The organism is Frigoribacterium sp. CFBP9029 (assembly GCF_034045305.1).
GTDB lineage: Bacteria > Actinomycetota > Actinomycetes > Actinomycetales > Microbacteriaceae > Frigoribacterium.
On the sequence record NZ_JAXCWB010000007.1, the window covers coordinates 83077 to 95168 of the forward strand.

The 12092-nt window shown below is 71.9% G+C and carries 11 protein-coding genes; 7 read left to right on the forward strand and 4 right to left on the reverse strand.

The features are described 5' to 3' along the window. Positions 1-152: 152 nt before the first annotated feature. Positions 153-1028: an SMP-30/gluconolactonase/LRE family protein gene (locus tag SOM11_RS10765; protein WP_320477996.1), complete on the forward strand. Its 876-nt coding sequence runs from the start codon at positions 153-155 to the stop codon at positions 1026-1028. 110 nt (positions 1029-1138) lie between these two features. On the opposite strand, the gene SOM11_RS10770 is transcribed toward SOM11_RS10765, so the two are convergent. Both SOM11_RS10770 and SOM11_RS10775 read right to left on the reverse strand, forming a co-directional pair. Further along, on the reverse strand, positions 1139-2317 hold the full coding sequence (locus SOM11_RS10770; RefSeq protein ID WP_320477997.1) for an FAD/NAD(P)-binding oxidoreductase: 1179 nt from the start codon (positions 2315-2317) through the stop codon (positions 1139-1141). Between the two features lie 86 nt (positions 2318-2403). Further along, a complete protein-coding gene (locus SOM11_RS10775; RefSeq protein WP_192060065.1) occupies positions 2404-2943 on the reverse strand; it encodes a Dps family protein in 540 nt (179 codons plus the stop codon). Positions 2944-3242: 299 nt separating this feature from the next. On the opposite strand from SOM11_RS10775, the gene SOM11_RS10780 reads away from it, so the two are divergent. Next, complete coding sequence (locus SOM11_RS10780; RefSeq protein WP_192060067.1) at positions 3243-3584, forward strand: hypothetical protein; 342 nt, start codon at positions 3243-3245, stop codon at positions 3582-3584. A 34-nt stretch (positions 3585-3618) separates the two neighbouring features. Then, positions 3619-4362 carry an esterase/lipase family protein gene (locus SOM11_RS10785; protein WP_192060069.1) on the forward strand — a complete coding sequence of 248 codons (744 nt, stop codon included), beginning with the start codon at positions 3619-3621 and terminating at the stop codon, positions 4360-4362. Here SOM11_RS10785 and SOM11_RS10790 read toward each other — a convergent pair. Then, positions 4352-5407 carry an FUSC family protein gene (locus SOM11_RS10790; protein ID WP_320477998.1) on the reverse strand — a complete coding sequence of 352 codons (1056 nt, stop codon included), beginning with the start codon at positions 5405-5407 and terminating at the stop codon, positions 4352-4354. The genes SOM11_RS10785 and SOM11_RS10790 overlap by 11 nt on opposite strands. Before the next feature lie 145 nt (positions 5408-5552). Between SOM11_RS10790 and SOM11_RS10795 the strand changes: the two genes are divergently transcribed. The 3 genes from SOM11_RS10795 to SOM11_RS10805 all read left to right on the forward strand — a co-directional run bounded on the left by SOM11_RS10795 (position 5553) and on the right by SOM11_RS10805 (position 9724). Then, positions 5553-6770 carry an aminoglycoside phosphotransferase family protein gene (locus SOM11_RS10795; RefSeq protein ID WP_320477999.1) on the forward strand — a complete coding sequence of 406 codons (1218 nt, stop codon included), beginning with the start codon at positions 5553-5555 and terminating at the stop codon, positions 6768-6770. Between the two features lie 306 nt (positions 6771-7076). Then, positions 7077-9209 carry a DEAD/DEAH box helicase gene (locus SOM11_RS10800; RefSeq protein ID WP_192060073.1) on the forward strand — a complete coding sequence of 711 codons (2133 nt, stop codon included), beginning with the start codon at positions 7077-7079 and terminating at the stop codon, positions 9207-9209. A gap of 119 nt (positions 9210-9328) precedes the next feature. Beyond that, the gene (locus SOM11_RS10805; RefSeq protein ID WP_320478000.1) at positions 9329-9724 is read left to right on the forward strand and encodes a VOC family protein; all 396 of its coding nucleotides are present in this window, start codon (positions 9329-9331) and stop codon (positions 9722-9724) included. Positions 9725-9845: 121 nt separating this feature from the next. On the opposite strand, the gene SOM11_RS10810 is transcribed toward SOM11_RS10805, so the two are convergent. Continuing rightward, positions 9846-10118: a mycoredoxin gene (locus SOM11_RS10810; protein ID WP_055794805.1), complete on the reverse strand. Its 273-nt coding sequence runs from the start codon at positions 10116-10118 to the stop codon at positions 9846-9848. Between the two features lie 83 nt (positions 10119-10201). Here SOM11_RS10810 and SOM11_RS10815 point away from each other — a divergent pair, with 83 nt between their 5' ends. Next, on the forward strand, positions 10202-11959 hold the full coding sequence (locus tag SOM11_RS10815; protein WP_320478001.1) for a pyruvate dehydrogenase: 1758 nt from the start codon (positions 10202-10204) through the stop codon (positions 11957-11959). The last annotated feature ends 133 nt before the right edge of the window (positions 11960-12092 follow it).

The window sequence follows — 12092 nt, forward strand, 5'->3', positions numbered from 1 at the left end:
GTCTGTCCAGGAGATCGGTCACGTCGTCTACGGTGGCCCGGCGCGCCTCCTCGTGCTCGACCTCGCAGCCATCTGTGAGCCGGGGGGTGATCGGGCGGCCCTGTGGGGGACAGAAGGCGCCGCGGTCGGCGGTCGCCTGATAGACCGGAGGGATGGCCCTCCCCACCGGAACGACGACCGAGCCCCGCCTCCTCCTCGACGCGAAGGCGGTGCTCGTCGAGAGCCCCGTCTGGGACGCCGACGCCGCGGAGTGGATCTGGTGCGACATCACGCCCGGCGTGCTGCACCGCACGAGCGCCGACGGGACGCGCGACCGCACGACGCAGCTGCCCGCGCCCCTCGCGAGCTTCCAGCGTCGCCGGGGCGGCGGACTGATCATGGCGCTCGGCGACCGGATCGTCACGACCGACGACGACGGCGGAGACCTGCACGAGATCGCGCACCTGCCGCACCGGCACGACGGCATCCGCTTCAACGAGGGCAAGTGCGACCCGTTCGGCGCCTTCGTCGTCGGTGCGATGGACGTCACCGACGAGGCCCCCGACGGCCTGATGTACCGGATCGGCCCCGACGAGGCCGTGACGCGCCTCCGCGGCGGCTTCACGACCTTCAACGGGCTCGAATGGAACGACGACGGCCGCACCATGTGGTTCACCGACACCGGCGTGAAGACCATCTTCCAGGCCCAGTGGGGCCCCGAGGGCGACCTGGCCGAGGTCGTGCCGTTCACGAGCGGCGGCATGCACGACGGTCTCGTGCGCGACGAGCGGGGCGAGTTCTGGGGCGCGATCTACGGCGAGGGCGTCGTGGTCCACCTCGACCAGGACGGCGATCTCATCGACCGCATCGAGTTCCCGGCGCCGCAGCTGACCGGCATCGCCATCGGCGGTCCCGACATGTCGACGCTCCTCGTCGGCTCGGCCCGCGAGAACATGAGCGACGACGAGCTGGCCCGTGCTCCGCTGAGCGGCGGTCTCTTCACCGTCGAGCTCGACCGCCGCGGTCGCGAGAGCTTCCTGTTCGGCTGAGCTGACGGCTCGCCCGGCTGAGCTGACGGCCCACCCGGACGGGCGGACGGCCCGTCAGGAGGCGGACGGCCCGTGTCGACCGGGCCGCCCGCCTGCCGGGTGCGCGACCGTCAGATGCGGCCGGCCAGCTCGACGTCGCCGGGCGTGCACTCGCGCACGACCTCGCGGGCGGCGTCCCGAGCGCCCTCGACGTTCCAGAGCAGCACGCCCTCGACGCCGTCGTCACCGAGGTAGTAGGCCACGGCGCGACCCTCGCCCTTGTCGTCGAGCACCGTCTCGAGTGAGGCGTCGAGGGTGCCGACGGCCTCGTACGAGATGTCGAACACCTTCGAGTAGTAGTACGGCGTGTGGTCGTAGACCTCGTCCGAACCGGCCATGATGCGGCCGACCGCGGCGCCCTGCGACTTCGCGTTGTCGACGTGCTCCACACGGCGCCGACCGAGGATCGCGTCGGGGTAGTCCGCGACGTCGCCGGCTGCGAACACGTTGGGGTCCGAGGTCCGGAGCCTCTCGTCGACCACGACGCCGTCGTCGGTGTCGAGACCGGCGTCGGCCGCGAGCGAGTCGTCGGGCGAGATGCCCAGTCCGACCACCACGGCGTCCGCGTCGAGGGTCGACCCGTCGTCGAGCACGAGGTGCACCCCGGCGTCGTCGGCCGTGCCGCTCTCGACGCGACGACCGCGGGCCAGCTCGACCCGCGCCTCCTCGAACGCCTTCTCGAAGGTCGCCGCGATCGGAGCCGGGAAGATCGACCCGCCGAGCACGTCGTCGGGGAACACGAGGGTGACCCGCGTGTCGTTCCGCGCGAGGGCGGCGGCGATCTCGGTGCCGATGTAGCTGCCGCCGACCACGGCGACGTGGCGTCCGTCGCCCGAGAGCTCGCGCAGCCTCCGGTAGTCGGCGGCGGTGCGGAAGTACACGACGCGGTCGTCGTCGGGCAGGTCGAGCGCGGTCGGACTGCCGCCGGTGGCCAGCAGCAGACGGCCGTAGCCGACCGTGTCGCCGTCGCTCGTCGTGACGGTGCGGGCCTCGCGGTCGATCGACTCGACCATGGTGCCCAGGCGCAGCTCGGCGCCCGACGCCTCGACGGTGCCGAGGTCGTTGTCGGCGGGGGTGTAGTCGGGGTCGATCCAGAGCTTCTTCGACAGCGCGGGTCGGGTGTAGGGGGCGTCGACGTCGGCGCTGACGATCAGGATCGTCGCCTCGGGGGTGGTCTCGTGGATGGCCTTCGCCGCGGCGTCTGCGGTCATGCCGCCGCCGACGATGACGTGGTCGTAGCTCGTGCTCATGGTGTCGATCCTCTGGACGAGAGACGGCACCGCCCAGGAGGCGCGGGTCGCGCGGTCCAGGACGGTGCCGTCAGGGGGTGGTCGGGTCAGTTGGCGATGGCGCCGACGCGGTCGAGACCCTCGGCCGCGGCCGACTCGTCACGATCGCGGGTCTTGGGCGAGCGGGCGTCCTTCTCGGGGTGACGGTTCTCGGCGCCGGTCATCCACGCGAGCTGCTCGAGGCGCTCGAGGATGCCGTGCAGCACGTCGGCCGTCGTCGGGTCCTCGTCGTCGACGTCGTCGTGCACGGTGCGCATCGTCTCGGTGACGGCGTACATGCGGTCGACGATGAGATCGACGACGGCGGTGGTCTCGACGGGCCCGGCGGGGAACTCCTCGAGGCTGGTGTTCTTCGTGACGATGGCCGAGCGGCCGTCGGGGATGAGGTACACGGCGCGCATGCGCTCGGCGACCTCGTCGGAGAACTCGCGGGCTGCGTCGACGATCTCGTCGAGCTGCAGGTGGAGGTCGCGGAAGTTCGAGCCGAGGAGGTTCCAGTGGGCCTGCTTGCCCTGGAGGTGCAGCTCGATGAGGTCCACGAGGACCTTCTGCATGTTGTCGCGGAGTGTGTCGGATCCCTGGAACATGATGTCTCCCGTTCGTCGTGGGTTCGTTTCGGAGTCTGTGCACCGGCGGGTGCGTCGCACCGGTGGGTGCGTCGTGGACGATAGACCCCCGGGGCCGGGTCCTCTCAGATTGCGGGGGACGACCCCGGGGGTGATGGGCGGCGTGCTCCCAGTTCTGGGGGGAGGGGCGGCGAGGGAACCGGTTCCCTGCTGCGTGCGCGGGTGATAGTTTCTCGATAGCGGACGAGTCGATACCCGTCGGCATCGGACGACATCGATGGGCCCGCGGAGTCGGGTCGGTCAGGCCTTGAGGGGGGCGCATGGTTGCGAGGACGACGGTCACGGCCGCGGAGTCGACGGAGATCGTCCGACTGCGGCGCGAGATCGAGAGCGCCTGGGGCGCCTTCGACGACATCGAGCTGATGGAGTGGGACCACCGCGTGCTGGTCGTGCGGAGCATCGTCGGGTCGCTGCCCGACGCCGCGAGCGCTGCCGCCCGGGCCGGGCACGGCGACTTCGCGCTGCAGCTGCTGCACGACGCCGCGCTCTTCCCGCCGCCGTGGGCGAGCATCTGCAGCAAATGGGACGCCGCCCTGGCCATGTCGGTCGAGATCGTCGAGAGCCTCGCCTGCTCCGAGAGCGAACTGCTCGGCCAGCTCTGAGGCACGGACCCACCGCCGCGCCTAGCCTGAGGTCATGACGAACGCCCCCTCCCGCGAACGGCCGGGGCGACGCCGGGTCGGTCTCCGCCGGTTCGTCCGGTGCCTCGTGCTCGACTACGCCTTCGTCTGGCGGGTCCATCTCGACCCGCCGTCGAAGCGATCCGTCCCCCGGGCCTACCGCGAGGGCGATCGCGCCCCCGTGCTGCTGCTGCCGGGCGTCTACGAGACGTGGCGGTTCCTCCGGCCGATCGCCGATCGGCTGAACGCCCTGGGGCATCCGGTGGTGGTCGTGCCGGGGATGCGCCACAACCGGCGCCCGATCGCGACGACCGCCGAGGCGGCCCAGGCGGTGCTCGATGCGCACGACCTCCGCGACGTCATCGTGCTCGGACACAGCAAGGGCGGTCTCATCGGCAAGACCATGATGGTCTCGACCGACGTCGACCGGCGCATCGCCCGCATGGTGACGGTCAACAGCCCGTTCTCGGGCACGCGGTGGTCGACGGTGCTGCCGAACCCGGCGCTGCGGGCGTTCTCGCCGCGCGACGCGGCCCTCCTCCGCCTGGCCGACCAGGTCGACGCGAACGCGCGGATCACCTCGATGGCGTCGCGGTTCGACGCGCACGTCACCGAGGGCAGCGTGCTGCCCGGTGCGACCAATCTCGAGTTCCCGGTCGACGGGCACTTCCGCCCGCTCGGGAACGCGCGCTGCCAGGCGCTCCTCATCCGAGCGGTGCAGGGCGGGCCCGGAGGAGGCGCGGGGCCGGTCAGCCGATGATCTCCTCGCGAACACGGCGGAGGTCCTCGAGCAGCGACCCGACCAGCACCCAGTTGTCGGGGTCGGGGCGGAGCACCTGCACCGGCGAGGTCAGTGCCGGGGTGTCGTCGGGCGACGGCGTCGACGAGGCGGGCCGGCCCGTGTCGGCCGGGCGCGCCTCCTCGGTGGTCCGGGCCAGGATGCGGACGTCGTGCGCCGCACGACGGAGGTCTTCGGCGATGCTCTGCACCACGGGGTCGTCCGCCAGCCCCGGGTCGTAGTTGTCGTGCACCGAGCGGACCATGCCGACCACGCGGTTCACCAGCACGGTCAGGCGGTCGAGCAGCGCCCCGTCGGCCTCGAGCACCGAGCGGTTGCGGCTGGCCCGGGGGTTCAGCTGCAGACTCTCGACACCGGCCGTGACCGCCGAGGAGGCGCGGGCCTGGGCTGCGCGCAGCGCACGGGCGTCGTCGAGTCCCGCCCGCAGCCGCGCCGCGTCGACCGGCTCGGAGAGCACGGCGGCGGTCTCGTCGAGCACCGACGCGATGTCGCGGGCGAGACGGCCCACCGCGAGATGCGCGGGCGCGAGCAGCACCGGCGGCACGATCAGGGCGTTCACCGCGAGGGCGATCGCCGCGCCGATGATCGTCTCGAGCACCCGGTCGAGCGCGTAGTCGGGGGTCTGCGCGCCGATGGCGAGCACGAGCATGGCCGAGATCGGCACCTGGTTCGCCGAGCTCGGCGTGAGCCGGAACGCCCACGCGACCAGCAGGCTGACGACGACGATCACGAGCACGATCCAGGTCGCGTCGCCGAAGACGAGACCGGCGGCGAAGGCGATCAGCACCCCCGCGATGACGCCCACGCTCCGTTCGAGACCGCGGACGAACGACTGGTTGACGCTCGGCAGCACCACGAGCAGCGCGGCGATGGCGGCGAAGATCGGCAGCGGCTGCTGCAGCAGGGCCACCGAGACGAACCAGGCGGCGATGACCGCCGCCGAGGTCTTGACGACCTGCAGCAGGGGCGTCCGCTTCGACTGGCGGATGCGCGACGCCACTCCCATGCGCGGCAACCCCCTCGGCAGGGGTCTCACGCGACGGGACGGCACGGGCCCAGACTACCGATCGCCGTGAGCGGTCCATCACGATTCGGTCACCCCGCGGCCCTGCGCGCACGGTGCCCGTCGCGCGGGCTGGTTCACTGACGGGGTGTGGCCCAACTCGGCTGAGATCCTCCCTGCAGCGTTCGCGAACTCCGGTGTGACCGTCGTCTCGTTCCGACCGCACTCCGTCGAGCCCTCCGGCGCCGGGTTCCTCTACGGCTACGAGGTCGACACCGTCGACGCCCTCGGTGCGACGGCCACCGTGCTGACCTTCATCGACACCGACGCCCGCGCCGCCGACGGCTCGTCGGTGATCGCCACCGACCCCGGCACCGGGCGGCCCCTCGCCGTCTGGGCCTACCCGGCCGACCCGATGCTGCCCGCGCTCGCCGGCGTCACGTTCCCCGACCGCGTGGTCGAGTCGCTCGCCGCCCTCGGCATCGTCGTGACGTCGCCGACGCTGACGGTCGCGGCGTACCGACCGGGCAAGCGCGCCGTCATCCGGCTCGACTCCGCCGAGGCGACGCTGTTCCTCAAGGTGATCCGCCCCGATCGCGTGGCCCCGATCGTCGACCTGCACACGGCGTTCCGCAGCAGCGGCGTCCCGGTGCCGGCCGTGCTCGCCTCACGCGCCGACGGGCTGCTCGTGCTCGAGCGGGTGCCCGGCGAGCCGGCGGGGCGGCATGTGCTCGCCCTCGCCGACGACCCGCGCTTCGTCGACCAGCTCGTCGAGATCGGGCGCCTGACGTCCACCGTGCCGGTGGTGGCGCCCGCGCAGTCCGACGCGCTCGACCACGGCGGCTGGCACCGCGCCACGCTGCTCGGGCAGCTGCCGCGGCGGGCCGCCGAGATCGACGCGGTCTACGCCGAGATCGACCGGCGCCGCGCGAGCTGGGTCGGCGACCCGCTGACCGTCATCCACGGCGACCTCCATCTCGAGCAGCTCTTCGTCGACCCGGCCGAGCCGTGGCGCGTCACCGGCGTGCTCGACATCGACACGGCCGGGGTGGGTCACCCGGCCCGCGACGCGGCGGCCCTCGTCGCGCATCTCGTCGTCACCGGCCAGTGGCACCGCGGCAACGGCGACGACCCCGAGGCACGCGCCTGCGAGCGCCTGGCCGACGAGGTCGCCCGTGTCTGGAGCGACCGCGTGCCGCAGTGGGCCGAGCGCCTGGCGCCGGCCGTCGCCTCGCAGCTGCTCGCCCACGCCGGCGGACAGGCGACCCTCGGAACCGAGACCGGTCGCCGCAAGGCCGTGCAGCTGATCGCCGCCGCCGTCGGGGCTCTGCGGCTGCCGGTCGCCGAGTCGGACGCCGGCGACTGACCGTCGCGACACACGAGGAGGCGCGGGTGGCGTCGGTCGCCCGCGTGCGCGTAAACTGACCGCAGCATCACCGCCCGCGTCGTCGACCGACCCGGCCCGCCACGAGGCCCCGCCCTCGTCCGGTCCGCTCGTGCCCGTCGGTCCCGTCGGGGCGTGGTGACCCGTCTCTCTACGGACACCACAGCTGCATCCACGTCCAGCCCCACCGCGGGCACGGTCGCGCGCATCGGGCGCCGACCTGCTCGCACCGTCGTCGCCACGACGACACAGCACCGTCGACGCCCGCGTCGACCACGAGGAGGAGCCTTGGCTCGACCAGGCCAACGTCAATCGGGCGGAACACGCACCGCCACCCGTTCGAACCGTCGCCGCGAGGTCGACAACGACGGGCTGATCCCCGTCCTGGCCCGCGCCGTGCGCGAGGTCGAGGCCGCGGCCCAGCGGGGCCAGGTGAAGCCCTCGTCGCGCACCAAGTTCCAGGTCGTCGCGCTGCTCATGCGAGAGGAGCGCGCGCGTGTCAAGGTCGACAAGGCGATCAGCGACTCCGAGCGCGCCGAGCAGATGAAGCGCCTCGACGGCGTCGCGCAGATCCTCGCCAAGACCGCGGCCCGCGACACATCGCTGATCGCGCTCCTCGCCGAGGAGGCCGTCGTCTCCGAGGCCGCGAAGGCGCTGAAGCGCGATCTGCAGATGTCGGCCGGTCTCGAGCTCGCCCCCGAAGAGCTGGTCATCGTCACCGAGAAGGCCCCGGCCCCCGTCGCCTCCGAGCGTCAGGTCGTGCCGCAGTCGGTCATCTCGCGTCAGCTGGCCAACCCGTTCCTGCCGCCCGACTTCTCGCTGGCCGAGGTCGCCCGCGAGGCGCACCCCGTGCGACTCGCCAACTGGGAGCTCTTCGGCCCCCTCTTCAAGTCGTTCGAGTACGGCGCCGGCGGCGGGCCCGCCTGCATGCCGCTGCCCGACCCCACCACCGTCGACGCTCCGGCCGGCGCAACGCTGATGCAGCACCAGGCGCAGCTCGTCGAGTCGGCCCGACAGGGTCACCGCACCTACCTGCTCGCCGACGAGCCGGGTCTCGGCAAGACCGCCCAGGCCCTCCTCGCCGCCCAGGCGGCGGACGCCTATCCGCTGCTGGTCGTCGTCCCCAACGTCGTGAAGACGAACTGGGCCCGCGAGGTCCAGCTGTGGACCCCGACGCGCAGCGCCACCGTCATCCACGGCGACGGCGAGAACCTCGACGCGTTCGCCGACGTCGTCATCGTCAACTACGAGGTGCTCGACCGCCACGTCGGCTGGCTCGGCGAGCTCGGCTTCAAGGGCATGATCGTCGACGAGGCCCACTTCATCAAGAACAAGGAGTCGCAGCGGTCCCGCCACGTGATGCAGCTGTCGCAGCGCATCCGTCAGCGCACGGCCCACCCGCTGCTGATGGCCCTCACCGGCACGCCGCTGATCAACGACATCGAAGACTTCAGAGCCATCTGGGAGTTCCTCGGCTGGATCGGCGAGAAGAAGCCGAACGCCGAGCTGCTCGAACGCCTCGAAGACGCCGGTCTCACCCCGGCCGACCCCGGCTTCTTCTCGTCGGCCCGCGAGATCGTCATCGACATGGGCATCGTCCGCCGCCGCAAGGTCGACGTCGCCGCCGACATCCCGGCCCGCCGCGTCGCCGACCTGCCCGTCGAGCTCGACGACGAGGTCGGCCGCTCGATCCGCGAGGCGGAGCGCGAGCTGGCCCGCCGCCTCGTCGAGCGGTACCGGTCCGCCCTGTCGACCCGCACCTCCGGCGTCCGCGTCGACGGCGTCGACCACGACCTCGTCCGCCAGGTCGCCCGATGGGAGCTCGAAGACAGCCGCTCGTCGTCGTCGGGCGAGAACGTCTTCAGCATGGTGCGCCGCATCGGGCAGGCGAAGGCCGGGCTCGCCGCCGACTACACCGCGCAGCTGGCACGGAACGTCGGCAAGGTCGTCTTCTTCGCCAAGCACATCGACGTCATGGACACCGCCGAGGCGACCTTCGCCAAGCGCGGGATCAAGTACGCGTCGATCCGCGGCGACCAGACGCCGGCGGTGCGCCAGCGCCAGATCGACGCCTTCGTGAACGACCCCGAGGTCGCCGTCGTGGTCTGCTCGCTGACCGCGGCCGGCGTCGGGCTCAACCTGCAGGTCGCCTCGAACGTCGTGCTCGCCGAGCTGTCGTGGACGGACGCCGAGCAGACGCAGGCCATCGACCGCGTGCACCGCATCGGCCAAGAGGAGCCGGTCACCGCGTGGCGCGTCATCGCCGCCCAGACGATCGACACCAAGATCGCCGAGCTGATCGACAGCAAGGCGGGGCTCGCCGCCCGGGCACTCGACGGCGACGACAGCGAGCTCGCGGCGTCGACCGACGTGCAGCTCGACGCCCTGATCGCGCTGCTGACCGAGGCCCTCGGCGGCTGACGCGCGGCGCGACCGGCAGCGAGCCGGCCGCTGTCCCCTGCGCGCAGTGCGGGGGTCGCCTCCCAGAGAGCGCGGGTTCAGTGGATCCTGAACCCGCACTCGACCCCTAGGAGCACACCATGCCCGAGATCCAGGGCTACGCCCACGTCGCCATCACCGTGTCCGACCTCGACACGAGCCTGCCGTTCTACGAGAAGCTGCTCGGCGCCGAGCCCGTCGGCCGCATCCAGCTCGACGGCCTCGACCGCCACCTGTTCCCGGTGGGCAACGGGCAGATCCTCGGCGTGACCGCCTACACGCACGGCTCGGCCGACGTCTCGAACCCGACCACCCCCGGGCTCGACCACATCGGTCTCGCCGTCGCCGACCGCGACGGCGTCGTCGCCTGGCAGGAGCAGGCCACGGCGGCCGGCATCGAGTCCGACCTGCAGGACGCCGACTTCGGTCACGCCCTCATGGTGAAGGACCCGGACGGCAACCAGATCGAGTTCTTCGCCCCGCGCGCGCAGAGCTGATCCGCAGGGCCCGCACCGCGCCTCCTCGGCTCCGGTCGGGTCCGCCCGCGGCATGACGAACGGCTGCCTCGCATCGATGCGAGGCAGCCGTCGGTCCGTCGGGATGGCGAAGGAGGCGCGGTTACAGTCCGAGCTTCGCCTGCACGTCGGCGAGCGACGGGTTCGTGGCCGTCGAGCCGTCGGGGTAGATGATCGTCGGCACGGTCTGGTTGCCGTCGTTGACGCTCTGGACGATCTCGGCGGTGCCGGGGACCTCCTCGATGTTCACCTCGGTGTAGGCGATGCCCTGCTTGCCGAGCTGCTGCTTGAGGCGGGCGCAGTAGCCGCACCACGAGGTGCTGAACATCGTGATCGATCCGGCGGCGGGGACGTAGGCGGTGGCGGTGTCACTCATGACCCGAGCCTAAGCCTGGTCGCCGGTGAGCGGCGGGGGAGTTGGCTGGGAGCCGCATCAGGCACACCACGAGGAGGAACCCCATGGCCGACACGGTCGCCGATCAGATCATCGCCCAGCTCGTCTCCGCCGGGGTCCGGCGCATCTACGGCATCGTCGGCGACAGCCTCAACCCGATCGTCGACGCCGTCCGGCGGACCGGGGGGTCGGCGAAGGGCGGCATCGACTGGGTGCACGTCCGCAACGAGGAGGCCGCCGCGTTCATGGCCTCCGGCGACGCGCAGATGAGCGGCGAGCTGGCCGTCTGCGCGGGGTCGTGCGGCCCCGGCAACCTGCACCTGATCAACGGTCTCTACGACGCCCATCGCAGCCGGGCGAAGGTCCTGGCGATCGCGAGTCACATCCCGAGCACGATGATCGGCTCGGGGTACTTCCAGGAGACCCACCCCGACCGACTCTTCGTCGAGTGCTCGGGCTACAGCGAGATGATCTCGACGGCGCCGCAGTCGCCCGGCGTCGTCGCGTCGGCGATCCGCCACACCCTGGCGGGCGAGGGAGTCAGCGTGATCACGCTGCCCGGAGACGTCGCCGAGCTGGACGCCGCCGGTCGCGTGCCCGCCCCCGTGACCGTCGGGGCCGCCGAGCTCGTCCCCGCCGCCGCGGACGTCGAGGCTCTGGGGGATGCCATCAACCGGGCGAAGACGGTGGCGCTGTTCGTCGGCGAGGGCGGTCGGGGCTCGCACGACGAGATCATCGAGCTCGCCGACCTGATCGGCGCGCCGATCGGGCACAGTCTGCGCGGCAAGGACGTCATCCAGTACGACAACCCGTTCGACGTCGGCATGACCGGGCTGCTCGGCTACGGGGCGGCCCACGCGGGCATCCACGACGCCGACCTGCTCGTGCTGCTCGGCACGGACTTCCCGTACCCGCAGTTCCTGCCGGACGGCGACGAGGTGACGATCGCGCAGGTCGACGTCAAGGCCGAGGTGATCGGTCGTCGGGCCGACGTGCACGTGCCCGTCCACGGGGCGATCGCGCCGACCCTCCGTGCGCTGATGCCCCTAGTCCGCCGCAAGAGGAGCCGGAGGTTCCTCGAGAAGACCCTCAAGAAGCACGACCGGCTGATGTCGGGCGTCGTCGGCGCCTACACGAAGGACGTCGAGGGGATGCGGCCGATCCACCCCGAGTACGCGGCCTCGCTGCTCGACGAGGTCGCCGCCGACGACGCGATCTTCACCGCGGACACCGGCATGGGCAACGTCTGGGCCGCCCGGTACATCACTTCGACGCCCGAGCGCCGCATCTTCGGGTCGTACCTGCACGGGTCGATGGCGAACGCGCTGCCGCATGCGCTCGGAGCGCAGATGGCGTTCCCCGAGCGGCAGGTCGTGTCGATCTCGGGCGACGGCGGGCTGTCGATGCTGATGGGCGAGCTGGTCACGGCGCAGATGTACCGGCTGCCGGTGAAGATCGTCGTGTTCAACAACAGCACGCTGGGGCTCGTCAAGCTCGAGATGCTCGTCGACGGGCTGCCCGACTTCGGCGTCGACGTGCCGTACACCGACTACGCGGCCGTCGCGAGGGCGATCGGCATCCACGCGGTGCACGTCGACGACCCGCGCGATCTCCGCACGGCGTTGGAGGCGGCGTTCGAGCACGACGGACCCGCCCTCGTCGACATCGCCACCGACCCGAAGGCGCTGTCTCTGCCGCCGACGATCAGCGGCGCTCAAGTCAAGGGGTTCTCGCTCGCCCTGTCGAAGATCGTCATGAACGGCGGCGCGGGGGAGGCCGTCGCGATGGCCCGGTCGAACCTGCGCAACATCCCCCGGCCGTAGGCGCGCGCCGCGCGCCGCGCCGCGTCGAGGTGACTCGAAACGACCCCTCCGGGGCGTCGAAGCGCTGTTTCGAGTCACCTCGTTTCGGGGGAGGTGGCCCGAGCGCATCGAGGTGGCTCGAACGGGCGCTCTG